Source organism: Sphingomonas sp. FUKUSWIS1, assembly GCF_000733135.1.
GTDB classification, from domain to species: Bacteria; Pseudomonadota; Alphaproteobacteria; order Sphingomonadales; family Sphingomonadaceae; genus Sphingomonas; species Sphingomonas aerolata.
Genome location: NZ_JPJC01000186.1, coordinates 1 through 1,743, shown reverse-complemented (window position 1 = coordinate 1,743; position 1,743 = coordinate 1). Strand labels below are relative to the sequence as shown.

General features: G+C 64.8%; 2 protein-coding genes. Both read left to right on the top strand.

The features are described from left to right. Positions 1 to 41: 41 nt before the first annotated feature. Positions 42 to 1,103, top strand: a complete 1,062-nt coding sequence (locus sphsw_RS11530) for a 1,9-bis(guanidino)-5-aza-nonane synthase (RefSeq protein ID WP_031396469.1) — start codon at positions 42 to 44, stop codon at positions 1,101 to 1,103. 116 nt (positions 1,104 to 1,219) lie between these two features. Continuing rightward, entirely contained in the window at positions 1,220 to 1,645 is a 426-nt protein-coding gene (locus sphsw_RS11525; protein ID WP_031440748.1) for an MAPEG family protein, read from the top strand. Positions 1,646 to 1,743: the final 98 nt, after the last annotated feature.

Sequence of the window (1,743 nt, the reverse complement as noted above, 5' to 3'; positions counted from 1 at the left end):
CCCCGCCTGCGCGGGGATGACGACGTTTGAGGATGATGACCATGACCGAAGACACCCGCATCGACGCGCAGCGCAAGGCTGAGCTCCTGTCCACCACCGTCGAACATATCGACATCACGAGCTTCGACGCGCGGCCGATCGTCGACGCGATGAAGAAGATGTCGTTCACCAGCCGCGACCTCGGCCGTGCGACCGACATTTACAACCAGATGCTCGCCGACAAGGACTGCACGATCTTCCTCGTGATCGCGGGCTCGACCTCGGCCGGCGGTTGCATGGACCTCTATGCCGAGCTGCTGCGCAACAACATGATCGACGGCATCGTCGCGACCGGCGCGACGATCGTCGACATGGATTTCTTCGAGGGCCTCGGCCACAAGCATTACCAGGCGCTCGAAGTGCCGCACGACGACGTGCTGCGCTCGCTGATGATCGACCGGATCTACGACACCTATATCGACGAGGAAGAGCTCCAGCACGTCGACCACACGATCTTCGAGATCGCCGAGACGCTGGAACCCCGCCCCTATTCGAGCCGCGAGTTCATCCGCGAGATGGGCAAGTACCTCGTCGAGCACGGCAAGAAGGAGAACAGCCTCGTCAAGCTCGCCTATGAGCATGACGTGCCGATCTTCTGCCCGGCGTTCGTCGACAGCTCGGCCGGCTTCGGTCTGGTCAAGCATCAGGTCGATGCCGCGAAGGCGGGCAAGCCGTACATGGTCCTCGACGCGATCGCCGATTTCCGCGAGCTCACCGAGATCAAGATCAAGGCGGGCACCACCGGCCTGCTGATGATCGGCGGCGGCGTGCCGAAGAACTTCATCCAGGACACCGTCGTCTGCGCCGAGATCCTCGGTCACGACGACGTCCAGGTCCACAAGTACGCGGTGCAGATCACGGTCGCCGACGTGCGCGACGGCGCCTGCTCGTCGTCGACGCTGCAGGAGGCGGCGTCGTGGGGCAAGGTCAACACCGGCATCGAGCAGATGGTGTTCGCCGAAGCGGGTTCGGTCATGCCGCTGCTCGCGTCGGACGCCTATCATCGTGGCCTGTGGAAGGACCGTCCGGTCCGCAAGTGGGGCGCGAGCTTCGACAAGGCCTGAGGCGGGCGCGCTGATCCTCCCCTGCAAGGGGGAGGATTCTGCGATTGCTCCCGGTGCGCGATTGATGCAGCCTCCTCCGGGGAACCGGGGGAGGCTTTTTCATGCATGACGACCTGATCCACAGCGAGATCCTGCGGCCGATGGTCGCGCTGATCGCCTGGACGCTGGTGATGCTGCTCTGGATGCTGGCGACGCGGCTGCCCGCGATGAAGGCGGCGGGGGTCGACCTCAGCCAGCTGGTCGGCACGCGCGCCGCCGATGCGGACCGCTCGCTGCCCGCCAGTGCGCAGTGGAAGGCGCACAACTACAACCATCTGATGGAACAGCCGACACTGTTCTACGCGGTGTGTGCGGTGCTCGCGCTCAGCCATACCGGCGACGGGGTCAACGCGTGGATCGCCTGGGCCTATGTCGGCTTGCGGATCGCACACAGCATCGCGCAGGCGACGACGAACCGGGTGCAGACGCGGTTCATCCTGTTCCTGCTGTCGAGCCTCGCGCTGATCGCGCTCACGCTGCACGCGGCGATGGCGGTATTCTGACGGGACCATTGCCGGCGATGCGTGTCGATCGCCCCTTCCCCTGCGCAATCGGGATCGGCTAGCTACCGCGCCATGACCTTCGACCGCCGAACCTTGCT

Bases quoted from the DNA above. Each gene is read 5' to 3' on its own strand.
- sphsw_RS11530 (WP_031396469.1), top strand. From the start codon at position 42: ATGACCGAAGACACCCGCATCGACGCGCAGCGCAAGGCTGAGCTCCTG.